The organism is Pseudomonas sp. FP2196 (genome assembly GCF_030687715.1).
Taxonomy (GTDB): Bacteria; Pseudomonadota; Gammaproteobacteria; order Pseudomonadales; family Pseudomonadaceae; genus Aquipseudomonas.
Map to the genome: position 1 here is coordinate 2,263,912 of NZ_CP117445.1, position 25,804 is coordinate 2,289,715.

General features: G+C 61.3%; 19 protein-coding genes. 12 read left to right on the forward strand and 7 right to left on the reverse strand.

The features are described 5' to 3' along the window. Window positions 1-202: 202 nt before the first annotated feature. Window positions 203-1,153: a GlxA family transcriptional regulator gene (locus PSH79_RS10170; protein WP_305442436.1), complete on the forward strand. Its 951-nt coding sequence runs from the start codon at window positions 203-205 to the stop codon at window positions 1,151-1,153. Window positions 1,154-1,243: 90 nt separating this feature from the next. Next, a complete protein-coding gene (locus PSH79_RS10175; RefSeq protein ID WP_305442437.1) occupies window positions 1,244-2,719 on the forward strand; it encodes a winged helix-turn-helix domain-containing protein in 1,476 nt (491 codons plus the stop codon). Here PSH79_RS10175 and PSH79_RS10180 read toward each other — a convergent pair. Beyond that, window positions 2,684-5,494: a winged helix-turn-helix domain-containing protein gene (locus PSH79_RS10180; RefSeq protein ID WP_305442438.1), complete on the reverse strand. Its 2,811-nt coding sequence runs from the start codon at window positions 5,492-5,494 to the stop codon at window positions 2,684-2,686. The two genes, PSH79_RS10175 and PSH79_RS10180, sit on opposite strands and share 36 nt — an antisense overlap. A gap of 357 nt (window positions 5,495-5,851) precedes the next feature. Here PSH79_RS10180 and PSH79_RS10185 point away from each other — a divergent pair, with 357 nt between their 5' ends. Then, window positions 5,852-6,421 carry a flavodoxin family protein gene (locus PSH79_RS10185; RefSeq protein WP_305443912.1) on the forward strand — a complete coding sequence of 190 codons (570 nt, stop codon included), beginning with the start codon at window positions 5,852-5,854 and terminating at the stop codon, window positions 6,419-6,421. Window positions 6,422-6,445: 24 nt separating this feature from the next. On the opposite strand, the gene PSH79_RS10190 is transcribed toward PSH79_RS10185, so the two are convergent. Further along, window positions 6,446-6,901 carry a helix-turn-helix domain-containing protein gene (locus PSH79_RS10190; RefSeq protein ID WP_305442439.1) on the reverse strand — a complete coding sequence of 152 codons (456 nt, stop codon included), beginning with the start codon at window positions 6,899-6,901 and terminating at the stop codon, window positions 6,446-6,448. Window positions 6,902-7,154: 253 nt separating this feature from the next. Here PSH79_RS10190 and PSH79_RS10195 point away from each other — a divergent pair, with 253 nt between their 5' ends. The 6 genes from PSH79_RS10195 to ycaC all read left to right on the forward strand — a co-directional run bounded on the left by PSH79_RS10195 (window position 7,155) and on the right by ycaC (window position 12,930). Then, a complete protein-coding gene (locus tag PSH79_RS10195) occupies window positions 7,155-8,147 on the forward strand; it encodes an MBL fold metallo-hydrolase (RefSeq protein ID WP_305442440.1) in 993 nt (330 codons plus the stop codon). Between the two features lie 54 nt (window positions 8,148-8,201). Next, window positions 8,202-9,125: a LysR family transcriptional regulator gene (locus PSH79_RS10200; protein WP_305442441.1), complete on the forward strand. Its 924-nt coding sequence runs from the start codon at window positions 8,202-8,204 to the stop codon at window positions 9,123-9,125. A 206-nt stretch (window positions 9,126-9,331) separates the two neighbouring features. Further along, window positions 9,332-9,748, forward strand: a complete 417-nt coding sequence (locus tag PSH79_RS10205) for a DoxX family protein (RefSeq protein WP_305442442.1) — start codon at window positions 9,332-9,334, stop codon at window positions 9,746-9,748. Next, the gene (locus PSH79_RS10210; RefSeq protein ID WP_305442443.1) at window positions 9,741-10,367 is read left to right on the forward strand and encodes an antibiotic biosynthesis monooxygenase; all 627 of its coding nucleotides are present in this window, start codon (window positions 9,741-9,743) and stop codon (window positions 10,365-10,367) included. Before PSH79_RS10205 ends, PSH79_RS10210 begins: the two co-directional genes overlap by 8 nt. Before the next feature lie 31 nt (window positions 10,368-10,398). Then, window positions 10,399-12,237 carry an amidohydrolase gene (locus tag PSH79_RS10215; RefSeq protein ID WP_305442444.1) on the forward strand — a complete coding sequence of 613 codons (1,839 nt, stop codon included), beginning with the start codon at window positions 10,399-10,401 and terminating at the stop codon, window positions 12,235-12,237. Between the two features lie 69 nt (window positions 12,238-12,306). Continuing rightward, the gene (ycaC, locus tag PSH79_RS10220) at window positions 12,307-12,930 is read left to right on the forward strand and encodes an isochorismate family cysteine hydrolase YcaC (protein WP_016774080.1); all 624 of its coding nucleotides are present in this window, start codon (window positions 12,307-12,309) and stop codon (window positions 12,928-12,930) included. A 101-nt stretch (window positions 12,931-13,031) separates the two neighbouring features. Here the strand turns inward: ycaC and PSH79_RS10225 are convergent, their stop codons facing one another. Both PSH79_RS10225 and PSH79_RS10230 read right to left on the reverse strand, forming a co-directional pair. After that, on the reverse strand, window positions 13,032-14,459 hold the full coding sequence (locus tag PSH79_RS10225; protein WP_305442445.1) for a mechanosensitive ion channel family protein: 1,428 nt from the start codon (window positions 14,457-14,459) through the stop codon (window positions 13,032-13,034). 108 nt (window positions 14,460-14,567) lie between these two features. After that, complete coding sequence (locus PSH79_RS10230; RefSeq protein WP_305442446.1) at window positions 14,568-15,590, reverse strand: alpha/beta hydrolase; 1,023 nt, start codon at window positions 15,588-15,590, stop codon at window positions 14,568-14,570. Between the two features lie 121 nt (window positions 15,591-15,711). Here PSH79_RS10230 and PSH79_RS10235 point away from each other — a divergent pair, with 121 nt between their 5' ends. Further along, on the forward strand, window positions 15,712-16,611 hold the full coding sequence (locus tag PSH79_RS10235; protein ID WP_305442447.1) for a LysR family transcriptional regulator: 900 nt from the start codon (window positions 15,712-15,714) through the stop codon (window positions 16,609-16,611). 161 nt (window positions 16,612-16,772) lie between these two features. On the opposite strand, the gene PSH79_RS10240 is transcribed toward PSH79_RS10235, so the two are convergent. The 3 genes from PSH79_RS10240 to gspG all read right to left on the reverse strand — a co-directional run bounded on the left by PSH79_RS10240 (window position 16,773) and on the right by gspG (window position 18,957). Further along, complete coding sequence (locus tag PSH79_RS10240; protein ID WP_305442449.1) at window positions 16,773-17,252, reverse strand: hypothetical protein; 480 nt, start codon at window positions 17,250-17,252, stop codon at window positions 16,773-16,775. Window positions 17,253-17,326: 74 nt separating this feature from the next. Further along, window positions 17,327-18,514, reverse strand: a complete 1,188-nt coding sequence (locus PSH79_RS10245; RefSeq protein ID WP_305442451.1) for a type II secretion system F family protein — start codon at window positions 18,512-18,514, stop codon at window positions 17,327-17,329. 14 nt (window positions 18,515-18,528) lie between these two features. Next, the gene (gene gspG / locus PSH79_RS10250) at window positions 18,529-18,957 is read right to left on the reverse strand and encodes a type II secretion system major pseudopilin GspG (protein ID WP_305442453.1); all 429 of its coding nucleotides are present in this window, start codon (window positions 18,955-18,957) and stop codon (window positions 18,529-18,531) included. 206 nt (window positions 18,958-19,163) lie between these two features. On the opposite strand from gspG, the gene PSH79_RS10255 reads away from it, so the two are divergent. Beyond that, on the forward strand, window positions 19,164-19,772 hold the full coding sequence (locus tag PSH79_RS10255) for a lytic transglycosylase domain-containing protein (protein ID WP_305442455.1): 609 nt from the start codon (window positions 19,164-19,166) through the stop codon (window positions 19,770-19,772). Window positions 19,773-19,984: 212 nt separating this feature from the next. Continuing rightward, window positions 19,985-25,795 carry a manganese-oxidizing multicopper oxidase MnxG gene (mnxG, locus tag PSH79_RS10260; protein WP_305442457.1) on the forward strand — a complete coding sequence of 1,937 codons (5,811 nt, stop codon included), beginning with the start codon at window positions 19,985-19,987 and terminating at the stop codon, window positions 25,793-25,795. The last annotated feature ends 9 nt before the right edge of the window (window positions 25,796-25,804 follow it).

Here is a 25,804-nt window from a genome sequence, read left to right on the forward strand (position 1 = left end):
GGACGTGAATTCGTCCGAGTGAGGAGAAGGTTACTGTTTACTCTTCAAGGCAATAAGTAGATGGAAATTGAAATACTGTCCCGTTTTGGTTGACAGTTGTGTGCAGTCGATCACGTATTTTTTCCGACGACTGCGCCGTAGTTGGCCATAATGCTCAGCCTGTCTTGTCCGTTTACCCTTCTTTATCAGTGATGTTTACCCCATGAAAACCGTGGCAATGGTGTTGTTCCCCGACTTTCTTCTGCTCGATATGGCTGGGCCGCTGGAGGTGTTTTCGGTGGCCAATCGCTATTTGAAACCGGAGTTGCACTATCAATTGACCACCCTTGGCACCGAGCGCGGCCCGTTACGGGCATCCAATGGTGTGCTGGTACACACCGACCGGCATATAGAAGAAGCCCCTGAGCGCTACGACTTGCTGCTGGTGCCGGGAGGGCCGGGGGCTTACAACGAAAGACACCCGGCGCTGCTTGCCTGGCTGAAAGCGGCCGTACCCTGTGCCGAGCGATACGGTTCGATCTGCACTGGCGCCTTCGTGCTCGGACATGCGGGGTTGCTCGACGGCTATCGGGTGACTACCCACTGGAACTACACCGAACGCCTGATCAAGGCATTCCCTAAGGCTAGCGTCGCAACCGATCAGATTTTCATCGAGGATCGCAATCTGATCACCTCTGGCGGCGTCACGGCCGGTATCGACATGGCGTTGGCGCTGGTCGCCCAGGATCACGGCAAGAAGCTGGCCCAAGACGTTGCGAAAGTGTTGCTGGTCGTGATGAAGCGTCAGGGCGGACAGGCGCAATTCAGCCCTTTGATGGCAGCGGTCGCCCCTCTGGAAACACCGGTCACCCGAGTACAGAATTACGTGCTGGAGCACCTCGACGAAGCTTTCAGCGTCGAGCGCATGGCTGGGTTGGCCAACATGAGTGCGCGGCACTTTGCGCGGATTTTTACACGCGACATCAATATGACACCGATGGAGTTCCTGCAAAGTGCACGCATCGACTGCGCACGAAATCTGCTGGAAACCACTGATTTGCCTTTAAAAACCGTGGCCTACAAGAGCGGTTTTGGCAGTGTGCGGCACATGCGCCTGTTGTTTGCTGAAAAACTCGGCCTCACCCCTGTGCAGTACCGCGAACAGTTCAGCTAGAGCGGTTTTGTCCGTTACGCGCACCCGGATGTCCGTGATGCGCCCTGTACGGAGGTTGTGCCGTCATCGCAGGCTGCCAAGATAGTTGGCATGAACAGCCTCAACGATTTGAACCCGGTATCGGTGCTGTATTTCGGCCCTTACGCCTTTCATCTGCGCCAACGGCTGATCCTCGAAGGGGATCGGCCACTGCGCATGGGCGGGCGTGCGCTGGACATTCTGCAGGTGCTGGTCGAGCGCGCAGGCCGAGCGGTCAGAAAGGAAGAGCTGATTGCGCTGGTCTGGCCCACGTCGGTGGTTGAGGAGATCAATCTTCGCGTACACATCGCTGCCCTGCGACGGGCCCTCGGTGATGGTGAAAACGGCCAACGCTACATCGTCAACGTGCCGCAATGCGGCTACTGTTTCGTTGCTCCAGTGCACGGCGACAGTACCGCGCAAGTGGCCCTGGAAAACCTCCACGTACCGCAACACAACTTGCCTGTGCGGCTCACGCCGGTCACCGGTCGCGACTCAGTAGTGGGCGCGATGGTGCGGCAATTGCCGCTGTGCCGGTTGATGACCGTGACGGGGCCTGCGGGTGTCGGTAAAACCACGGTGGCGTTGCGCGCTGCGGAATTGCTGTTACAGCACTTTCGTGACGGGGTATGGCTGGTGGATCTGGCGGTAGTCAACGACGCCACGCCACTGCTCGATCATTTGTTGCAAACCCTCGAAACCGATCTTGTCACGCTGTCTGCCCGCCACACGTTGTTGGTGCTGGACAACTGCGAGCACCTGCGCGAAGCCTGCAAGGCTTTGGTTGAACGTTTATTGGAGGTCGCGCCAAGGCTGTCGATTCTCGCCACCAGTCGTGAAGCATTGCAGGCCAGTCTGGAGACGGTGCAGATCCTGCCGCCGCTGGTCATTCCAAAATCCTCGGCGTTGAGCAGTGTCGAGGAGACCATGGGCTGCTCGGCAGTGCAGTTGTTTGTCAGTCGAGCCCGTGCCCGACAGCAGGGTTTTATCCTGCGCGAACAGGATCTCCCTGCCGTGCGTGACATCTGTCAACGACTCGACGGGCTGCCGTTGGCGATTGAACTGGCGGCGGCGCACATCGATGCGTTGGCGATGGTCGGGTTGCAGTCACAGCTCGACAACTGTCTGCAACTGCTCAGTCATGGCCGGCGTACGGCCGTGCCCCGTCATCAAACCTTGAAAGCTGCGCTGGACTGGAGTTATCAGCACCTGAGCGATCAGGAACAACGAGTGCTGCAACGCCTGTCAGTGTTCAAAATGGCGTTTGCCATTGATGCTGCGATGGGGGTGGTCAGTTGCGCGCAATTACCACCGTCGACGCTGGCCTTGATCATTGAGCGGTTGGCGCAGAAGTCCTTGCTGACGGTGGAGCGGGGCAGTGCCGGGTTGCGCTATCGCATGCTCAACACGACCCGTCGTTATGCCCGCGAGCAACTGGAGCGCAGTGGTGAATCCAACGACTACGAGCGACGGCATGCACGCCACGTCAGTCGCAGTCGCAGTCGTTTGGCTTCAGGTTCGCAGTTGACCGCCCAACTCGTCGAGTAACACGCGCACCTTGCGCAAGTCCGGGGTCGCGTAGCCTTCGGTGAAGCGTTGATAGATCGGGTTCAGTAGATCCAGCGCTTCGCGGTGGCGGTTTTGCCGTTGCCACAGTTGGGCCAGCGAAGTGGCGCTGCGCAATTCCCAGGCCAGAGCGCCTTGGGTTTGGGCGATCGAGAGCGCTTGGCGCAATACTTCTTCTGCTTGCCGGGTGTTTTTCGTGTCCGGGCAACCCGATTGGTCAGTCAACAACCGATCCGCCCGAGCGCGCAAAATTTCTGCCGTGCTCCAGCCTGCTGCACCGCTTTGTGCCCTTTCAAGCAATGCATCATCAACAAAACCACTGTCCAGCGTCACCATGATTTCCCTGATCAGGCCGCTGTCATCGCTTGGCATCGGCGCGGCGGTATCGGCGTCGATGACCAGCGCGTAGTGCCGTGCCCATCGATAGAACAGCAGTACCGAATGCTTCTGTGCCTGCTCCAGCAACAGATGCAACAGCGCGCGGGCGTTTTGCTGATCGCCGTTGTAATGCGCGATCAGGCAACTGGCTAACGCCAGGGTGTAGCAAATCGAGGTGCCGTGGTTGATTTGCACGGCGATGTCCAGCGCCTGCCGGGCCGTACGCCAGGCCTGGTCAGGGAAACCTTGCAGCCATAACACCCGCGCAAGCACCGTCAGTGAGGCGACGCTTTGGTCGTACTGCACGCCGAAGCCATGGGTGAAACGGTTGAGATTACCGCTTTGCGCCATGCGCTGAATCACCTGCTCGGCATGCAGGCGCGCCTGCGGCTGATCGCCGGCGTAATGCAGCGCCAACACCCGCAGGCGATGCGTGCTCAGCGACAGCAGCGGATCACCGTGCAGGCCGAGTCGATCAAACTGTTCGCTCTGTTCCAGCGCCAGTCGATAGTGACCACAACTGAGGTTGACCGCCATGTGCCCGGACACCGCGCGCAGTTGCCCGGCTACATCGTCAAGTTCCTGCGCCAGCGCGTGGGCGTCGACGAAGGCCGCGATGGTTTCCGGGGTGCCGCCCCAGGTGTGGTAGCAGGCGCTGCCGAGCGCCAGCTTCAACGCGATTTTCACCCGAGGGCAAGCCTCATCAGCGTTTTCGAGCAGGGCCAGCGCCTGACGCACGTAACCGCCGTATTCCTTGAGCAGCGACAGCTCTTGCCACAGCGGCGCCGAGGTCGCGGCCAGATAAATGCCTACATCATTGGGGCCGACACCGTTCAGGCTCCAGTCCAGCGCCGCGCGCAAGTCTTCCAGACCGCGTGCATAACGCTCGATCCAGAGAGCGGTTGAGGTGTTTTCCCAATCGGTCTGCCCCTGATACATAAGGGCCAGGCAGCGTTCAGCGTGGCGTTCGCGGGTTTCGGCGAGTTCGGCGCACTGGTCGAGCTTTTCCAGGGCATAACGGCGCGTGGTATCGAGTAGCCGGTAGAACACCTCTTCATCACCGACTTCGACGTTGAGCAACGACTTGGCGACCAGTTGCGTGATCGAGCCAAACACTTCGTCGGGCTTGATGTGCTGACCACCGATCACGGCGGCGGCAGACTCCAGGGTGAAACCGCCACGAAACACGCCGAGTCGACGCAGGCAGGTCTGTTCGCAATCGGTGAGCAGGTTGAAGCTCCAGTCCAGCGTGGCACGCAGAGTGAGATGACGCTCCACGCTGCTCTGATTGCCGGCGGCCAATGCCGGCAAGCGGCCTTGTAGCTGACTGAGCAAACCGTGCAGGCCGAGCTCACCAACCTGTGCCGCCGCCAGCTCCAGCGCCAGCGGAATCCCGTCCAGACGACGGCAGATTTCAATGGCATCGGGCAACTCGGCGTCACTGAGTTCAAAGCCCTCGTGAGCCGCCAACGCGCGTTCGGCAAACAGTTGCAGTGCAGAAAAACTCAACGCCTGTGCTCGATCAAGCACGGCAATCGGTGGCGGGTAATCAAGGGATTCAAGGCGCTGTACATATTCGCCTTCGGCACGCAGGCTCTCGCGGCTGGTGGCCAGTATGTGCACCTGCGGCGCGCCGCGCAAAATGCTTTCGCCGATCAGCGCCACGGCATCAATCAGGTGTTCGCAATTGTCGATCACCAGCAGCATCTGGCGCTCGCGCAGGGCGTTGACCAGACTGGTCAGCGGCTCGTTGTCATGCAGTAGAACATCAAGCAGGGCGGCGAGGTGCGAGCAGATCATTCGCGCGTCGTTGATGGGCGACAGATCCAGCAGCCGAATACCGTCCCGATAGTGGCCGATCATCTGTTCGGCAACGCGCAGGGCCACGGTGGTTTTACCGATACCGCCGGGGCCGACCAGCGTGATGCAGCGCTGGCGCGGCAACTGCCTGATCAGGCTGTCGACCAGCGGCTGCCGGCCGATCATTCGCGTGCGGCGCAGCGGCAGGTTATGCCGCGTGCCGGTCTCGGCGCAGGTGGGTTGTTCGATCAATTGCCGCACGAGCGGTGCGACAAAACTGTAGCCGCGCTGTGCCACGGTGACGATATATCGCTGGCCAGCCTGACCATCGCCGAGTGCTTTGCGCAGGGCCGCCATGTGCACCCGCAGGTTGATGTCTTCCACGACGCTGTCCGGCCAGACTCCGGCGATCAATTGCTGCTTGCTCACGACTTCGCCGGCATGCGCCAGCAGGATCAGCAGAATGTCCATGGCGCGTCGGCCCAGGCGCAACGGCTGGTCGCCCTCAAGCACCAACCGTTGTCCAGGATGAATCCGATAGGGGCCGAAACCGATGGCCTGATTCGGGGAAAGACTCAACAGCTCACTCCTGCGAAATTCTTGTCATCCTGCCCCAGGCTTGTGAAGCATCCGTGAAGGGCAGGGCGGATCAGGGCGTCAGTTGCACGCAAGCCTTCTAATCCGCAGTTTGCGGACATATTCCTCAGGTTCTGGCGCCAGTGCAACGTGCAGATTGCCCTCAACACTCGAAACGCTGTGGCGTAACTTCCGTTTTTACACACTGCAATGCCCAAATCACCGCTCTGTGCCACGGACAATTAACAACGATTAACTCGTCTGCGTCCGCTCCAGCCTCAAAACTCCGATCAAACAAGTTCAACCTCAGGCACAGACCTGATGGCTGCAATGGAATGCACACGTCCGGAGGACGGCGCAATGAGCAACGTGGTGGTGGTCTATCACAGCGGCTATGGCCACACACGCGTCATGGCCGAGGCCGTGGCGCAGGGCGTCGAACGGCACCTGGGCAGTACCTGTCGGTTGGTCGCGGTAGAAGAAGTCGAACGCTATTGGGATGAGTTGCACCGCGCTGATGCGATCATCTTCGGCGCGCCGACCTACATGGGTAGCGCGTCGGCGGGCTTCAAGCGTTTCATGGAGGCCAGCGCGGCGTTCTATCTGGCCAAACCGTGGCGCGACAAGGTCGCTGCGGGGTTCACCAATTCCGGCAGTCTGTGCGGCGACAAGCTCAATACGCTGCTGCAAATGGCGGTGTTCGCCGCGCAACATTCGATGATTTGGGTTGGGCTCGATTTGCTCCCGGCACGTTCGGCGGCCGGGTGCTTTGATGGGCAATTGAACCGTCTGGGCAGCTCGCTCGGTGCGATGTCCCAATCCAATGTCGAACAGACGCCCGAGCAGGCGCCGCCGCTCGAAGACCGGCGCACGGCGGCCCATCTGGGGGAGCGGGTGGCACAAGTGGCGCAGCGGTTGAGGCACAAGTGAGGAAGGGGGCGATAGGATCGGAGCCTACACCGCAAGGCGCATGCCGGCAGACGCTGGCGAAGGTTGCGATCTTTTGAGCTTCATATCCGGCACTTCACGACAGCGCCAGGCAAACGGGCTGATCCCTTCGCTACGGGTGAAGATGTGGCAAAAGTGCGCTTGATCACAGAAACCGCATTCAAGGCTGATCTGCGTCAGGCTCAAGTGAGTGTGCTGGATCAACAGCTTGGCGCGGGCGATGCGCTGAGTACGGATCCAGTCCTGTGGCGAGAGCCCGGTACTGCACTTGAACGCTCGGGAAAAATGACTGCGTGACAACGAACATGCCTCTGCCAGTTCGGTGACCTCCAGGCTTTCACCCAGGCGATCAAGGATCAACTGTTTGACCCGCCGTTCGCGCTGTGGACTGAGGCCGCCGACGCGCTGTGTGCGAGATTCGCTGGCGGGGGCGAGGGCGACTGTTTGTTGTAAGTGAGCCATGGCCAATGTCCGTGTCGGGGGGGGTACGCACGCTGGGTGCTTTCCCCTCTGGTCAAGAAAACAATGTTTCGCGGTGGGTTTCATTGTTGGACGGGGCCGGAGGACTGACGAGTTAAACGTTGTTAATTGCGCCGCAAAACGTTGAACTCAGCACATCGCTGCAAGTCGGCGACGGGGCGGATCGGCGAGGATGACGTCTGATAAGAGGCACACGTTCGGTGCCGTCGAAGATCGATCAAGCAAGGGGACTCGCATGACAGGTTCGTTGCACGCTGCATTGGGCACACTCGGTTTGGCACTCGCGTTGGCGGCCGGTAGTGCTGTGGCACAAGCGCCGCAGGTCGGTACCCAGGCGCCCGGTTACTTCCGTTTGGCGTTGGGCGACTATGAAGTGACCGCGCTGTTCGACGGCTACAACGATCTGTCGCCCAAACTGCTTCAGGGCATGAGTCAGGGACAGATCCGTGCATTGCTCGCTCGCCGTTCGATTGAAACCCCGGGTGTGCAAACGGCGTTCAACGCGTTTCTGGTCAACACCGGCAAACAGTTGATTCTGATCGACACCGGCGCCGGGCAGTGCATTGGCGCAACCGCCGGCCAGCTCTCGGCGAACATGCAGGCAGCGGGCTACAAACCGGAACAGGTCGACACCATCCTGCTGACCCATCTGCACCTGGATCACGTTTGCGGGCTGGTCGACGCTCAGCAAAAGCCACTGTTCGCCAACGCTACGGTGTACGCAGCCAAGGCCGAAGCCGACTATTGGCTCGATCCGCAGGCCTTGGCCAAGGCACCGGCCGGGGCGAAAGAATTCTTCAAAATTGCTCAGGACTCCACGGCGGCCTACGTGGCTGCCGGCCGCTTCAAGACCTTCACGCCAGGGCAATCACCCTTGCCGGGCGTGGTCGAGGCGCAACTCGAAAGCGGGCACACGCCAGGCAGCACCACTTACCGTTTCACCTCGCAGGACCAGAGCATCGTGTTCATGGGCGACCTGGTGCACAACCTTGCCGTGCAGTTCGAACACCCTGAAGTGTCGATCAGTTTTGACGTCAATAGTCAGCAGGCCATCAAAAGCCGTAACGCCGTATTCAGCGCTGCTGCCGCCAGCAAAACCTGGGTGACCGCTGCGCACCTGCCGTTTCCGGGGATCGGTCACATCACCGCTATCGACAAACACTTCCAATGGGTACCGGTGGAATACGGCCCTTACAAACGCGCGGCCAAAGTACCGTTGATCGAGTAAAGTACGGCGCTCTCGCATGACTGCACAAGACCTCCAGGCAAGGAACACGAGCCCATGAACCGTAACGATCTGCGTCGCGTCGACATGAACCTGCTGGTGATTTTCGAAGCACTGATGTTCGAAAAGAACCTGACCCGCGTCGCCGAAAAACTGTTCATGGGCCAACCCGCCGTGAGCGCGGCGCTCGGCCGTTTGCGTGATCTGTTCGATGATCCGTTGCTGCTGCGTAACGGTCGCGGCATGGAGCCGACCGCCCGTGCCCTGGCGATTCTCAAAGAGCTGCAACCGGCGATGGACGTCATCTCCGGGGCGGTCAGCCGGGCCAAGGAGTTCGAACCGGCGAGCAGTTGCGAGGTGTTTCGCATTGGTCTGTCGGATGACGCCGAATTCGGGCTGTTTCCGCCGCTGCTGCGCCAACTTCAGGAGGAAGCTCCGGGGATTGTGGTTGTGGTGCGCCGTGCCAACTATTTGCTGATGCCGGCGCTGCTGGCCTCCGGGGAAATCTCGGTCGGCGTCAGCTACACCACCGATCTGCCGGCCAACGCCAAACGCAAGAAACTGCGCGACATCCCTTGCAAAGTCCTGCGCGGCGACGACCGTCCGGGGCCGCTGACGCTGGACGAATATTGCGAGCGCCCGCACGCAATGGTGTCGTTCTCCGGTGACTTGAGCGGCAATATCGATCTGGATCTGGCCAAACTCGGCCGTTGCCGTCGCGTGGTGCTTGGTGTGCCGCAGTTCAGCGGCTTGCGCGCTTTGCTGGCGGGCACCGAAATGATCGCCACCGTGCCGGATTACGCTGCCTGTGCGCTGGTTGAAGGCTGCGCCCTGCGCGCCGAAGACCCACCGTTCCCGATTGATGCGGCGCAATTGTCGATGGCCTGGAGCGGGGTGCATGACAACGACCCGGCGGAGAAGTGGTTGCGCTCGCGGATCAGCCAGTTCATGTCGGCATCGCTGGATATCCCGCCAGCCTGAAAAAAACCTGAATCCCCTGTGGGAGCGAGCCTGCTCGCGATGGCGCCCGGTCAGTCGACATCAAGGTTGAATGACACACTGCTATCGCGAGCAGGCTTGCTCCCACATTGGTTTCAGGTGACTGAAAGAAAGAGAGCACACCTATCCAATTTCTCCCCGCCCCGCATTGGCATTATTCAGGTCAATGACATTTACAGGGTCGGGTCATGAATGCTTTGCAACGAGACGAACGGGCACGCGACGCCGGTTTACTGTTTCTACGGGTCAGCGCCGGGCTGTTCCTGCTCGGGGTACACGGCTTGCCCAAGCTGTTGGACTTCAGCGCCCAACTGCAACTGATCGAAGACCCGTTCCACCTCGGCGCCCACCTGACCTTATGTCTGGCGATCTTCGCCGAAGTCCTCTGTCCGCTGCTGATCGTCGCCGGTGTGCTGGCGCGATTGGCCTGCTTGCCTATTCTATTTGTGCTGCTGGTGGCGCTGTTGGTCGTGCATCCGCAATGGAGTGTGGCTGAAGGGCAGTTCGGCTGGTTGCTGTTGATCCTGTTTACCACTGTGTTTATCGCCGGGCCAGGACGGCTGGCGCTCAATATTCGTTTGCCCGGAGTACTGCGTTATGCCTGAAGTCCTTAGTCAACAAGCACCGGGGGCTGACGAGACTGTCACGCTGATCGTCAAGCACCGGATCAAAGCCGGTTTTGAAGCGGCCTATGAAGCCTGGCTGCGCAATATCGTGCGGGTGGCGGGGCAACGCGAAGGGCATTTGGGTGTGGACGTGGTACGCGGCAAGCGCGCCGGCCTCGACACTTACACCTGCGTGCTGCGCTTTCGCTCGACCGAGGCGATGCAACAATGGCTGGAGTCGCCAGAGCGTCAGGCACTGGTCGAAGAGGCCGCACCGATGCTCGCCGATGGCGACCAGACCGAAGTCGCGCCCATCAATGAATTCTGGTTTGCCCCGCTGGCTGATGCCGCGTCGCCGCCACCGCGCTGGAAGCAGGCAGTGGTCACCTTGCTGGTGATTTTTCCACACACCCTGTTGGTGCCGCTGATCTGGGGGCCTCTGCTCGCGCTGCATCCGTTGCTTTCCAACTACGTGGTTGCCACGTTCCTGATCACCCTGACCATCGTGTTGTCGGTGGTGTACGTGTTCATGCCGCCCGTGACCCGTTTGTTTGCGCCGTGGCTGGAAGCCAGTCAAGCCCATACCCACGTCGAATCTACAGAACACCCGTCACGCTGAACCCCATTCATTTTTTGTCGAAGGAACTGCGATGAGCGCCGATCTGATTCTCTTCAATGGCCAATTTCATACCGTAGACCGCAGCAAACCACTGGCCAGCGCCGTGGCCATCAAGGACGGCCGCTTCGTGGTCGTCGGTAACGATACCCAAGCCATGGCCCTGCGCGGCCCGGCCACGCAAGTGGTCGACATGCACGGCCGCTGCGTCATCCCCGGTCTCAACGACTCGCACTTGCACCTGATTCGCGGCGGTTTGAACTACAACCTCGAACTGCGCTGGGAAGGTGTACCGTCGCTGGCCGATGCGCTGCGCATGCTTAAAGAACAGGCCGATCGCACGCCGACTCCGCAGTGGGTGCGCGTGGTCGGCGGCTGGAACGAATTCCAGTTTGCCGAAAAGCGCATGCCGACCCTCGAAGAACTCAACCAGGCCGCGCCGGACACCCCGGTTTTCGTCCTGCACCTGTACGACCGCGCCTTGCTCAACCGTGCCGCATTGCGCGTGGCCGGTTACACCCGCGATACGCCAAACCCGCCGGGTGGCGAGATCGTGCGCGATGCCAACGGCAACCCGACCGGCATGCTGGTGGCCAAACCCAACGCGATGATTCTCTACTCGACGCTGGCCAAGGGGCCGAAGCTGCCGCTGGAGTATCAGGTCAACTCGACTCGCCAGTTCATGCGTGAACTCAATCGCCTCGGCCTCACCAGTGCGATCGATGCCGGCGGTGGTTTCCAGAACTACCCGGACGATTACCAAGTGATCGAGCAATTGGCCAAAGATGACCAGTTGACCGTGCGTATCGCCTACAACCTGTTCACCCAGAAGCCGAAAGAAGAGCTGACCGATTTCCAGAACTGGACCGGCAGCGTCAAGTTGCATCAGGGCGACGACTTCCTGCGCCACAACGGCGCCGGCGAGATGCTGGTGTTCTCGGCAGCGGATTTCGAAGACTTCCTCGAACCGCGCCCGGACCTGCCGCAAACCATGGAGGAGGAGCTAGAGCCAGTGGTCCGCCACCTGGTCGAGCAGCGCTGGCCGTTCCGTCTGCACGCCACCTACAACGAATCGATCAGCCGCATGCTCGACGTGTTCGAGAAGGTCAACCGTGACATTCCGTTCAACGGTCTGCCGTGGTTCTTCGACCACGCCGAAACCATCACCCCGCAGAACATCGAACGGGTGAAAGCGCTGGGCGGCGGCATCGCGATTCAGGATCGCATGGCGTTCCAGGGCGAGTACTTCGTCGACCGTTACGGCGCGAAAGCCGCTGAAGCCACGCCGCCGATCAAGCGCATGCTCGCCGAAGGCGTTCCGGTCGGCGCGGGCACCGACGCCACACGGGTTTCCAGCTACAACCCGTGGACGTCGCTGTACTGGATGGTCAGCGGTCGTACCGTCGGCGGTCTGGCCCTTTACGAAGAAGGTTTGCCGCGCACCACCGCGCTGGAATTGTTCACCCACGGCAGCGCCTGGTTCTCTTCCGAACAAGGCAAGAAAGGCCAGATCAAGGTCGGGCAACTGGCGGATCTGGCGGCGCTGAGCGCGGATTTCTTCCACGTCGAAGAAGAAGCGATCAAGTGGATCGAGTCAGTACTGACCGTGGTTGGCGGCAAGATCGTTTACGCCGCGGGCGACTTCCAGGACCTCGGTCCGGCCAGCGTGCCGGTGCTGCCGGACTGGTCGCCGGTGGCGAAAGTCCCGGGCCACTGGCGCCAGAACGCGCCAATGCAGGCTCAGGTGCACCAATGCGTCGGCGCCTGCGCCGTGCACTCTCACAGCCATGAAAAGGCGCGCCTGTCGAATGCCCCGGTCAGCGATTTCGCCGGTTTCTGGGGCGCGTTCGGCTGTTCCTGCTTCGCGTTCTGATTCTTACCCAAAAGCGCTGGCCTCGACGGTCGGCGCTTCACGCAACAACCATCCACCCAGGAGTTTCCCATGAGCGTTCCATACAAGCGTCTGAACAAAGATGATGCGGTTGTGCTGCTGGTCGATCACCAGACCGGTCTGATCTCGCTGGTACAGGATTTCTCGCCAAACGAATTCAAGAACAACGTGCTGGCACTGGGCGATATCGCCAAGTTCTTCAAGCTGCCGACTATCCTGACCACCAGTTTCGATGCAGGCCCGAACGGCCCGATCGTACCCGAGCTGCTTGAGCAGTTCCCGGACGCGCCGTTCATTCAGCGTCCAGGCCAGATCAACGCCTGGGACAACGAAGACTTCGTCAAAGCCATCAAGGCTACCGGTCGCAAGCAACTGATCATCGCCGGTGTGGTAACTGACGTGTGCGTGGCATTCCCGACCCTGTCGGCCATCGCTGAAGGTTTCGAAGTGTTCGTGGTGACCGATTCTTCCGGCACCTTCAACACCACCGTGCAGCAAGCGGCGTGGGCACGCATGTCGGCGGCCGGTGCTCATCTGATGAACTGGTTCGCGGTGGCTTGCGAGCTGCAGGGTGACTGGCGCAACGACATGGAAGGCCTGGCGCATCTGCTCTCGGAACGCCTGCCGAACTATCGCAACCTGATCAACAGCTACACCAAGTTCACGGCCAAGTAAGAAGATCAAAAGATCGTCCGATCGCGGCCCGAGCCTGCGGCAGCGCCTACATTGGGAATGCGTTCCTCTGTAGGAGCTGCCGCAGGCTGCGATCTTTTGCTTTAACGCTTCTGCAACCAGCCCAGAAACCCACCTTTTCTGACCGGTGCCGCTTTGGCCAACAACGCCAGTTGACTGCTCTGCTGCCGTACGGCCTGCAATTTGTTCAGCGCCGTCCCCACCTCTCTGCGCTTTTCCATGCACTGGCGCGTCAGGTTCTTGTCGAGACGGTAGATGATCGAAGACGTCAGCGCCGTAAACGTAGCCTGCGAAGGTGTATCCGCCAGAATGCTTTGCTCGCCCATGACCTCACTCGGCCCCATGCGCCCGGCTTCGGTCTGGCCGCTGCCATCGGGCACGGTCGCACTGACCACGCCGGTGGCAATCACAAACAGATTGTCCGGCACTTCATCCAGATCCAGCACCACCTGGCCCGCGCTGTACTGCTGCGCAACCATCGATTCGGCGAGGCGGTCACGTTCCTCGGCGCTCAGCGAACGGAAGATTTTCACTTCATCGAGCAATGCCCGGGCGCGGGTCGAAGGCTCGATCACGCCATCGGGATGCCGGGAAATACCCGCCGCTTCGAGATGACGGTGTGCGAGGTCGAAGAGTTGATTGCGCACTTCGCTTTTCTTGCCCAGTTCGGCGATGAAACCGCTGGCCACGTATTCCGACATTTCTTCACCGGCCTCTTTCAACACCACTTTTGGCGCCGGACTCAGCAGCAGGCTGCTACTGCCTTGCAGCGTGCGGTCGAGGGCGTCGAGTACCCGGCGTGGGCGGATGTGGTTCGGCACTTTGATGCTGATCGACACGCCGTGCATGTTGGTCGGGCGGCTGAGGTTGACGATTTTGGCCTTGGCCGCCACCGAGTTCGGCACCACCGCCATGGTGCCGGCACTGGTCAGCAGGTGCGTTGCGCGCCAGTCGATGTCGAGCACTTTGCCTTCGACGCCATCGATCACCACGAAGTCGTCCACTTGATACGGCTTGGTGGTGTTGAGCACGATCCCCGAAAATACATCGGCCAAGGTACTTTGCAGCGCCAGACCGACGACGATAGCGAACACACCGGATGTCGCCAGCAAGCCTTTGACCGGCAGCTCCAGCACGTAGCCGGCCGCAGCGACGATGGCCACCAGAAACACCAGCGCACCGATGACGTCCTGCAACAAGCGCCCGCTGTGGCCGATGCGCCGCATCAGGATCAGGCCGATGACTTCGGTAAGGACTCGCGCGGCGTACAACCACCAGAGAATGCCCAGCGCGGTTGCGCCCAATTGCGCGACCTGGTCATCGGTAAACTGCGGCGCCTGCAAAGGGCTGACACCGGCGTTGATCACCAGCGCGGTGAACGCCAGAAAAAGTACCAGTCGCACACCGACTCTCGGGGCGCGATGGGTGAAGGGCGAGAAGTGCCAGAGTACCGCATCGAGCAGCAGCAGGGCGGCGCTCCAGGACAGCAGGTGAGTATAGAAAAGGGTCATGGCTTGAGCTCCGCAGTGTCTGCCAATAAAAAGATCGCAGCCTGCGGCAGTTCCTACAGGGAAATGCATTCCAATGTAGGAGTTGCCGCAGGCTGCGATCTTTTGCCGTTAAGGCTGCAAATGGGTTTTCAGCTCAGCCGCTGCCTGGCGCACAGCCGCTTTAACCTCGGGAATCTGACTCAGCGGATTGAGCAGGCCAAAGTCATGAATCATCCCGTTGTAGCGCACCGCGGTCACCGGCACACCCGCTGCATCCAGGTGCCGTGCATAACCTTCGCCTTCATCACGCAACACGTCGAACTCGGCGGTCTGCACCAGCGCGGCGGGCAGGCCTTTGAGCTGTTCGGCGCTGGCGTTCAGTGGCGAGGCGTGGATCTGCGCACGCTCGGCCGGGTTGGTGGTGTAGTTGTCCCAGAACCATTTCATCATGCCCTTGGTGAGGAAGTGACCCTCGGCAAACTGCTCGTACGAGCCGTCTTCGAACTGCGCATTAGTCACCGGCCACATCAGCAACTGAAAGCGCAGCGCCGGGGTTTTCTGTTCTTTGGCCATCAGTGCCACGACCGCCGCCATGTTGCCGCCGACACTGTTGCCGGCCACCGCCAGACGCTTGCCGTCGACACCGATGTCCTTGCCGTGCTCAGCCACCCATTTGGTTGCGGCGTAAGCCTGGTTGATCGCAGTCGGGTACTGCGCTTCCGGCGACGGCGTGTAATCGACGTACACCGCCACAGCGCCGGAGCCCACCACCAAATCACGAATCAGGCGTTGGTGCGTGGGGAAATCACCCAGTACCCAGCCGCCACCGTGGAAGAACATGAACACCGGCAGTTCGCCTTTGACCTTGGCCGGACGCACCACTTTCAGGTTGATCGTCTGGCCATCGACCTTGATCGCCTTGTCGCTGACTTCCACACCGGACAGATCAACCTTCACCGAAGCTTGCGCGCCGGTCAGCACCGCACGGGCGTCTTTCGGGCTCAGTTGCTCAAGCGGCTTGCCACCACCGGCGGCGAGGGCTTCGAGAAAGGCTTGGGTGTTGTGTTCGACACCCGGGCTGCCGGCAGCGAAGGCGTTGCCGATGGACAGGGCGAGGAGGGAAGCGGTCAGGGTTTTTTTGACGATGTTCATGTGCAATTCCATTTTCGATTAATTGAGGTGTGGTGTTTTCAAACCGTGAGCACAGATTAGTGGGATGCCGAAAAGTGAAAAAGCGGCTATAAAGCGTTTAACTGTCCACCAGAGAGTGACAATGAACCCGTTCGAAGACATGCGTATTTTTTGCCAGGTCATGGACTCCGGCAGCTTTACCTCAGCGGCCGATCAGTTGGGCCTGTCCAAGCAGTTCGTCAGCCGTCGGTTGATGCAGTTGGAAGAGCGCCTTGGCGTGCGCTTATTGAACCGCTCGACCCGGCGGCTGGACGTCACGCCACTGGGTCAGAGCTATTACGAATCAGCGCTGCGCCTGTTGGGCGAGGTGGAGCAGGTCGAGCAGGGCATCGCCGGGCAAACCGCCGAGCCACGCGGGACGATTCGCCTGAGTGCGCCGCTGTCGTTTGCCGTGGCGCACCTGGGTTGTCTGTTGCCGATGTTCTTGCAGCGCTATCGCGAGGTCACGGTGGAAGTCGACTTGAGCGACCGCCCGGTGGATCTGCTCGGCGAAGGCTATGACCTGGCGCTGCGCATTGGTGTGCTGGAAGACTCGACCTTGATCGCCCGCCGTATCGCCTCCATCGAACGGGTGTATTGCGCCAGTCCGGCTTATCTGGCCGAACGCGGTACGCCGCTCAAACCCGAGGATTTACTCAGCCACGATTGTCTGCCCTACGGCCATGGCCGCTCGGTGCAATGGCGGTTTGACGCGGGGCAGGGCAAGCCGGTTTTGGTAAACGTCACTGGACGCATGCGCGTCAACAACGGCGAGTTGCTGCGCGATGCGGCAGTGCAGGGGATGGGGATCACCTATCTGCCGACGTTCATTGTCGGCGCGGCATTGAAAGATGGGCGACTGGTGCCGGTGCTCGATGACTTGCGTCCGGAGCCGCTGACGTTGTCGGCCGTGTATCCGCAACATCGTCAGGCTTCGCGGCCGGTGCAGGCGTTGATCGAGTTTTTGCGTGAGCGCTTGAATCAGAGCAACGTCGCCCTATAAGCCCTGCGGCGCCCAAAATATGGACGGTGTGAGCATCACATGACCCTGTGGGAGCCGGGCTTGCCCGCGATAGCGGTGGGTCAGGCACTAAGGCTGTGTCTGAGCGGACGCCATCGCTGGCAAGCCAGCTCCCACAGGGATCGTGGTGTTTTCAGTTGGACTCAGTTGGCGCGTTTGTCATCACCAGGTTCGCCGCCGACATGAACACCGCGATCATCACCGACTTCACCTGCACGATGGACGCCGTGGTCGTCCCCCGGTTCGGCGTGAGTGCCGCTGCGTCCCGAGGCTGAGTGATCGCCGGAATGTCCCGAGCCCTGACCGCTGCTGCCACTGTGTCCGCCGCCTTCGCCATGACCGCTACCGCTGCCACCGTGTCCGCCGCCATTCCCGCCGCCGCCACTGCCGCCACCACCGCTTCCTCCGCCGCCGCCACCGCCACTGCCGCCGCCACTACCACCGCCACCACCATGGCCGCCGCCACCGCTACCACCGCCGCCATGTCCGCCACCGCCTCCGCCACTGCCACCTTCCTTGGCCTGAACACTGGCTACTCCCGACAGGCTGTCCGGGATCAATACGGTTGACGCTGACAGAACTGCGCCGATGGCCATTGCGAGCACGAGCTTTTGAATGTGCATATCGTTCTCCGTCTTTATGATTTTGTTGGGAACTTCGATGAGCATTGTTGCGTCGATCCGACCCGTTCCCCAGGTCAGTGAATACTTGAAGCCAGTTCGAAAATCGGGATGTACATCAGGATCACGATGACCCCGATCAGCAGGCCGATGAAGGTCATCAGCAGCGGTTCGAACAAACGCACGAACCACTCGATCCAACGGCTGATTTCTTCGTCGTAGAAATCGGCGCTGCGTTCCATCATTTGCCCGAGGTTGCCGGATTGCTCGCCCGCTCGCAGCAGCCGCAGGGACACCGGCGTCACCAGGCGATTGAGTTCCAGTGCAGCAGACAATGACTGGCCTTCGCGCACTCGCTCGCAGGCCTGATCCAGCCGCGCCCGCGACGCCACGGTGAGCAAGCCGCGGACCATGCCCATGGCCGTGACCAGCGGAATCCCGCCTTGCAGCAAAATCCCCAGCGAACGGTAAAACCGCGCCAGTTCATACATGAAAATCCGTTGATGCACGGCGGGCAGCTTCTCCACCAGCCGATCCAGCCATCGGCGAAACGCCGGCTGTTTTTGCAGCAGGGCGAGGGCCACGACAATCGCCGCCAACGCAGCGAAGAACTCAAGCTGATGGGCATGCAGAAACATCCCGCAGCTCATCAGAATCTGCGACAGCCACGGCAGGTTCGAGCCCAGTCCTTCGAACACCAGGCTGAAGCGCGGCACCACGTAACCCATCAAAAACAACACCACGCCACCGCCGACGACCAGCAACAACAGCGGGTAGATCGAGGCGCTGACGATCTTCTGCCGCACCTCGTCCATACGTTGGCGATAACTCACGTAACGACCCAGTGCTTCGCCGACCGCCCCCGTCTTTTCGCTGGACTGCACCAGCGCCACGTACAGCGGCGGAAACACCGCCGACAACTGGCCCAATGCCTGGGAGAACGATTTGCCCTCGTAGAGCAGACGCACCAGTTCACTCAAGGTTTTGCGGGCAGCGGGGGCGGTTTCTTTTTCGGCGAGGCTTTCCAGCGCATCGATCAACGGCAGACCGGCGTTGATCAGGGTGGTCAGTTCCTGGCTGAACAGCACCAGATTGAAGGTTTCGCGCTGGCGCAGGCGCAGTGAGCGCCAGTGTTTTTCCGCGTGCAGGCTGAGCACGCGCAAACCCTGATCTTCGGCAATGTGCCGCGCCTCGCTGTGCCCTGGCGCCTCGATGCTCAACGAGACCACGCCAGCCTTGCCGACCGCTTTCAGATGAAATCGCATGGGCCGCGCTCCGCTTACTGCCAATTGGTCACTTCGGCGTTTTCGCCGTCACCGCCGGGCTGGCCGTCCTTGCCCATCGACAGCAGGTCGTACTCGCTGTTTTCGCCGGGATAGCGGTAGGCGTAATTACGCCCCCACGGATCCTGCGGGAGTTTTTTCTGTAAGTACGGGCCGGTCCATTTCGCCTCATCGCTCGGCGCGATCACCAATGCCTGTAGACCCTGTTCGGTGGACGGGTAGTGACCGACCTCCAGTCGATACAAGTCCAGCGCCTTGCTCAGGCCTTCGATCTGCGCCTTGGCAACTTTCACCTCGGAGCGGCCCAACTGGGCGAAATATTTTGGCGCGACGATCCCGGCCAACAGACCGAGCACCACCAGCACCACAAGCAGTTCGAGCAGTGTGAAACCGCGTTGGCCACGCGGACGAATTTGCAGCTTCATGATGACCTCCCGTGAGTGGCAGCCGTGTCGCCAAGAGGGCTTATGCAATTGCCATGCTCAGCCCCCGCTTAAACCTGGTTGGTTGGCTGAAGCCCTTGTGTTTCGGGCTTTCCACGAAACGGCACAGTGCTTGCGTACGGCTCAAACGTGATCGGTCATTGGGGCATTTCCCCCAATTTATCGGGGCTGATCCGGGGAGGCCCGACATGAAATTTCTTGCCAGCGGATTGCTCGGCTGTGTGCTGCTCAGCGGCACCGCGCAAGCCGATGTGTTCATCTCCGTGGACGCCAAGGGCAGCTACGTTCTGTCCAATGTTCACCGTCCCGGACGCACTTACGAACGGGTGATTCAGGAAGCCGAAAAACCGCTGGTCAGCCTTGATCAGCAGCCGCAAATGATCGCCAGGCAGCCCTATGCCGAACTGGTCTCGGCGGCGGCGACAGCCCATCAATTACCCGAAGCGTTGCTGCACGCGGTGATCAACGCCGAGTCGCATTACAACGCCGGCGCGACCTCGCCCAAAGGGGCAGGCGGGCTGATGCAGTTGATGCCTGACACCGCACGGGAATTGGGGGTGAAGGACGTCTATGACCCCAAGGCCAACATCCAGGGCGGAGCCAAATACCTCAAGCGTCTGATGACCCTGTTCGACAACGATATCGCGCTCGCGGTGGCGGCCTACAACGCCGGGCCAGAAGCCGTGCTCAGCCGTGGCCGGGTGATTCCGCCGTTCGCTGAAACCCAGCGTTATGTGCCCAACGTGCTGCGCCAATACCGGCGATTGCAGGGGCTGGCGATGGATGCGCCGTTGTAGACCCACCCGGTTCCCCCACTTTCGGGGCAAGCCGGGCAGGCCCGAATAGGGGGGAAAAGCGGTGGGGAATATCCCCCGTAATCTCAAGTCGATGCGGTAACTGACTGAACAGTAACGAATTTTTTTGTGGCATGCGGATTGCTCCAGCGGTTTTGTCGAGACGCTGTTATCGATAAAGGTTCCCGAGAGCACCCACTACGAGGTTTGCGATCATGGTTGGCATTCATCACGCTCATCGCTCATTCAATTGGTTGCTGATACTGGCCTCGATGCTCAGCATCGACCTGGCCAGCGCGGCCGTGCGCTGCGAGCGCAACCTGGTGGCCAATGTCGTGGCCTTCGATCAGCCGCTGATGTTCAACCGCCTCGGTGCGCAGAATGCCAACGGCATGATGTACGCCCTGCGACGCGATGTGGTCGATGAGCATGACGTGTCGCTGGCCTACGGCGGCGCGGCGGTGCCGGGCAAGGTGTCGTTGCGTGCGGACAAGCGTCCGCGGCCATTGGTGCTGCGGGTGGCGGCGGGGGATTGCCTGACGATCAATCTGCAGAACCTGCTCGACTATCAGGCCAACCCGAACAAGCATGTCGAAGGGCCTGAAGGCGAGGAAAATTCCAACGCCATGGACGCTTTCAAAGTCGACGAGCAAGTCGCTGACCGTCATGTCGGTTTTCAGGTCAACGGCCTGCAAGCGGTGAACAGCATCGACGACATTTCTTCGTTCTCCGGCCGTAACCCCAACACTCTGGTCGTCCCCGGCGCGAGCCGTTCCTATACGTTGTTCGCCGAGCGCGAAGGTGCGTTTGCCGTCAGCAGCCGCGGTGCGACGTTTGGTGGTGAAGGCGCGGCGGGTAACGTTGCCAACGGCCTGTTCGGCCAGGTTGTCGTGTTGCCCAAGGGCGGCCGCAGCTATCGCAACACCCTGACCGAAGAGGAGATGCGCCTGGCCACCACCGGCCGCGCACCGACCGGTCAGCCCATCGTCGACTACCAGGCACGTTACCCGCAGCGCGAACCGTGGCTGCGCGAAGGCAAGGCCGGCACGCCGATCATCAACATGGTCGACGGCAGTGAAATCATCTCCAGCGAAAGCGACGCGATTGTCATGGGCAGCAACGCCGACGGCAGCTTCCCGGCCAGCACTTATCCGCTGGAGTCAGTCGGCAAACGCAACCCGGCGATCCCGAACAGACTCGAACCATTCCGCGATTTCGCCTCGCAATTTCAGGACGAAACCGCCGCCACCCAAGCATTTCCGGCTTACTGGGCAGACCCGGTGATGGCCCATGTGCTGGAGCCGACCCGCGACTCATTCATGATCAACTACGGCTCCGGCGGCATGGGCGCCGAAGTGGTCGCCAACCGTTTGGGTGTAGGGCCGATGCATGACTGCCTGTCCTGCGCTTACGAAGAGTTTTTCCTCAGTTCGCACACCGTCGGCGACGTGGCGATGCTGGTGGATGTGCCGGCCAACGCCGGGCTGGAGAACATCGCTCCGGGCCAGACGCCTCGCGCCGATCAGATCGGTGTGAAAGCGACCATGGCCCTGTATCCATCGGAGCCTTCGAACGTTAACCACAGCTACATCGGTGACTTCGTCAAATTCCGTAACACCCACAACGGTCACGAACAGCACGTCTTCCACTTGCACGGCCATCAGTGGCTGTTCAACCCCAACGACGACAACTCCGATTACGTCGACGCCCAAGGCATTGGCCCCGGCGCCGGTTACACCTATGAAATCGCCAACGGCGGTTCGGGTAACCGCAACCGGGTGGCGGGGGATGCGATCTATCACTGCCACTTCTATCCGCACTTCGCCCAGGGCATGTGGGCCATGTGGCGGGTTCACGATGTGTTTGAAGAAGGCACCCGGCTCGATGTTTCGCAGCAAGGCGCGGACGGGTATCACAGCGAACCGTTTGCCCTGCGCAGCGGTAAACCTGCGGTCGGCGCCCGGGCCTTGCCCGATGGCGAAATCATCGCCGGCACACCGATTCCTGCAATAGTGCCGCTGCCAGGCAAAGCCATGGCACCGATGCCCGGCAAAGTCGTGGTGGTACCGAAAATCGGTGAAACCCTGGTGGCCGGCAACGATGACGATGACGAGGAAGAAGGCGCCGACGACGGCGGCAACGCGGGCGGGCAAGCCATCGGTTCCCTGGCGCTGGTGGATCGCAGCGAAGCCAACCGCAATGCTGACGGCAGTCTGAAAAACCCCGGTTATCCATTCTGGATCGGCGGCATGGAAAGTTCGGTCGGCCAACGTCCGCCAACCCCGCCGCTGGACATGCTCGACGCCGCTACCGCGCAATCCCTGAAAACCAGTGGCAATGCGCTCTGGGCCAACCTCGACCCGGCGCAATCCGGTGGTTGGGACGGTGGTTTGCAGCGCCATACACTCGATGGCGTGTCGGCGGGAGGCGAGGCGCGCACCGTGACCACGTCGCTGGATTTCTCCAAGGAAGTCACCCGCGCCAAACCGATTTATATGCCGGAAGAGGGCACTGAAGTCGAACAGGCCGCGATGGCGTTCCACGCCAAGAAGGATCACCCAAGCTATGCCTTGCTACCCGGCAATCAGGTGGTGGCCAAGGCTTTTCGCACCAACGGTGCCTTGCCGATTGCCGGCGCGCCGTACTACGAACCGTGCATGGATGACCGGCAAAAACGCCTGACCAGCAGCGCCGGCAGCGGTGAGTTCGCCAGCGGCGAGCGGGCGGACGGCATGTCCTTCGTCGGCGCCTCAACCTTTACCGCCGACCGTCCGCGGATCTACAAAGCCGCCAACATCCAGTTCGACGCGGTGTACAACAAGGTCGGCTACCACTTCCCGCAGGCGCGCATTCTGGCGCTATGGGAAGACGCCTGGCCGGTGATCACCAAGCAGCGTCCGCCAGAGCCTCTGGTGATGCGCATGAATACTTTCGACTGCGTGCAGTACCAGCAAACCAACCTGGTGCCGGCCACCTACGAGATGGACGATTATCAGGTGCGCACGCCGACCGACGTGATCGGCCAACACATCCACTTGCCGAAGTGGGATCTGACCTCGGCTGACGGCTCGTCCAACGGCTGGAACTACGAGGACGGCGTGCTCTCGCCCGGCGCCGTGCAGGAACGTATCCTCGCGATCCGCGAGTTCAACCAGTGCGAAGGCACCGACCCGCGCGATGGCACTCAGGCTTGCCCGAAAGCCAAGGCGCATCCGTACTTTGGTCAGTTCGGTCGTGCCGACTGGATCGGTGCGCGCACGGCGATGCAGCGCTGGTTCGTCGATCCGGTGGTCAATATCAAAGGCGTGGACCGTGGCCTGGGCACCATTTTCACCCACGACCACCTCGGTCCATCGACGCACCAACAGATTGGTCTGTACGCCACCGTGCTGGCTGAACCTGCCGGTTCCACCTGGCTGCACGCCGAAACGGGTGAGCCTCTGTACAGCGGCGCACGTCAGGACGGCGGGCCGACCTCTTGGCAAGCCGTAATCAACACCGGCGACCTCGATGGCGACGGCAAGAACGACAGCTTCCGCGAGTTCTTCCTCGAGTACAGCGACTTCCAGCACGCCTATGAAGCCGGTGTGTATGTCGGTGCCGGGCCTAACGGTGTACCGAATGCGCAAGCGTTCCCGGCCACGGCCGACAGCTTCCGCTACGCGATTAACCCGCCAGTGCGCAACAACGCCAGCAACCTGCTCGAAGGCATCGTTGAAGTGCAGGGCGGTCAGGTGCCGGGCTGCCCGAGCCGGCCATGCCCGCAAGCGATCTCGGTGGATGACCCTGGCATGTTCGTCGTCAACTACCGCAACGAGCCGCTGGCCCTGCGCGTGTATGACCCGAACAAAGTCGGCCCGGACGGCAAGCGCGGCATGCAGGCCGACGGCCTCGGCGGTGACCTGGCGTATGCCATGCAGAGCCGTACCGACCGTGCAATCCCGGCGATGAACCTGGCGCCTAACCTGCTGACCTCCGCCACCGGCCCGACCGGCGGCACCACGCTGTTCCCGCCGCACATCAACAAGGGCGGCGCAGAACCGGGCGACCCGTTCACGCCAATGCTGCGCACCTACACCGGCGACAACGTGCGGCTGCGGGTGCATGCCGGTGGTCATGAGGAAGAGCACAACGTCACCCTGCACGGCGTGAAGTGGCTGCAGAGCGGCTCCGGTTTCGGCAACAGCTCCAACTCCGGCTGGCGCGCGTCGCAGATGATCGGCATCTCCGAGCAGATGGGCTTCATTGCACCGGTGTCGATGCTTTCCAGTTCTGCCGCAACGACGGGCGACTATCTGTACTCGATGGATGCCTCGATCGAAGGCTACTGGAGCGGTATCTGGGGCGTGATGCGCAACTACACTGCCAAACGCAGTGATCTGTTTGCCATCCCGAATAACCCGACGCCGGCCGGCATGCGCAACACCGTCGCGTTTGAGGGCAGTTGCCCACGCTATGGCGCCAACCCGAACGGCATCGGCACCCGGCCGACCGTGCAGCGCAATTATGAAGTGGTCGCAGCCCTGGCCAACGACATCCTCGGCAATGCGTTGGGCCTGACCATCGGCGATCCCGAAGGCCTCGGCCAGCATGTCGGCGGGCCGCTGAACCCTGCGGGCGGCACCCTGGTGCTGAACTCGCGCACGGTGAGCATCCCGCAGGTCACGGTGACCGACCCTGAGGATGGCGAGACCATCACCCTTGGCGGGCAGAGCGGTCCGCTGCATGACCCGACCGCGATCCTGTACGTGCGCAAATCCGACCTTGATCCGGTCAGCGGCAAGCTCAAGCCTGGCATCCCGGTCGAACCGCTGGTGCTGCGCGCGGCTGCGGGGGACTGCATCAACATCACTCTGGAAAACCGTCTGCCGAGCGTGATGCCCGACCTGACCCAGACCGCAGTAGTGCAAGGCATGGTCAAGCGCGACCGCAACAGCGGCCTCGGTTCGACCACTTTCAGCAACAACCTGATGCGGCCGTCCAGCCACGTCGGCCTGCACGCGCAACTGCTGGCCTACGACATCACCAAATCCGACGGCACCAACGTCGGCGCCAACCCGACCCAGACTGTGCCGCCACGCGTTGGTAGCAGCGGCGCGTACCCGACCCGTACTTATCAGTACTACGCCGGGCACCTTGAGCGTGAAGGCAAACCGGTGACCCAGCTGGGCCGCAGCGTCGACAACATCAATGCCACGGCGGTCGAGTTTGGCGGTTTGAACTTCACCCCGGCGGACGTGATCAAGCAGCCGCAAAAAGGCCTTGGCGGGGCGATGAGCATTCTGCCGATCGGCGCCACCTGGGTCGACGATGCGCGCAAGGTCAACGCCACGGTCACCGCGCCTGGGCAAACGACTTACCGCGACTTCGCGATGGTCTGGCACAAGGCGTTGAACACCCGTTGGGCCAACGGCCGGCCGGTGGAAGGTATTGCCGCCGAAGGCTTCGGCCTGCCGACCGATCCGCAGGACAACTCGAGCATGGCGATCAACTACAAGACCGAGCCGCTGTGGTATCGCTTCGGCCTCGCCCCGGATGCGCCGTTCGGGCATGCCGATGGCGCAGGTTATGGCGACATGACCAACGCGCACATGGCCTACAGCAATGCGTTGGTGGGCGGTGATCCGCAGACGCCGGTGCTCTACGCCAAACCGGGGCAACCGTTGCGCACGCACATCCTGATGCCGAGTGGTGGCAGCCGTGGCAGCACGTTCCAGCTCGATGGTCATGTCTGGTCGGTCAACCCTTTCCAGGCTGAGAAGAGCGACACCGGTGGCTATCCGCTGGGCTCGCCGGGCGTGGGGTCGGTGCGCTTCGGCTACAACCCGATGTCGATGTACATCGGCGCCCACGAAAGCATCCTGCCGGCGGCGCACTTCAGCTTCATGCTGCCGAGCGCCGGGGGTAGCAACGCGATACCGGGGGACTACCTGTTCCGCGACTACGGCGCCTACGGCAACATTTCCGGGTTGTGGGGATTGCTGCGGGTGACCAACGAGCCGGAGCCGGCACCTCAGGGGCAGTAGCTGCAAAGC